Source organism: Gilvimarinus sp. 1_MG-2023 (assembly GCF_030548285.1).
Genome location: NZ_JAUOSC010001289.1, coordinates 1 through 256, shown reverse-complemented (window position 1 = coordinate 256; position 256 = coordinate 1). Strand labels below are relative to the sequence as shown.

Genomic DNA, 256 nt, shown 5'->3' with positions numbered 1-256 from the left:
ATGCCAGCCATGAATTACGCACACCGATTGCCGTGGTGCGTAATAACACCGAGCTGTTGCGACGACTGACGGAACGCCACACGCCGCTGGACGACACGCGGGTGCTGGCCACGGTGGCGCGGCTGGAACGGGCGGGTATCACCATGGCCCAGTTGACCGAAACCCTGTTGTGGCTGAGCCGGGATGATATCGCCAGTTTGCCGGTGCGACAGATTGCGCCTAGCGACCTGTTGCTGCAACTGGTGGATGAGCTGAC

The 256-nt window shown here is 61.7% G+C and carries 1 protein-coding gene; it reads left to right on the top strand.

Annotation, left to right across the window (positions count from 1 at the left end; translation table 11 throughout):
- On the top strand, nucleotides 1-256 hold a 256-nt coding region (locus Q4563_RS21015), incomplete at both ends, for a histidine kinase dimerization/phospho-acceptor domain-containing protein (protein ID WP_303605902.1).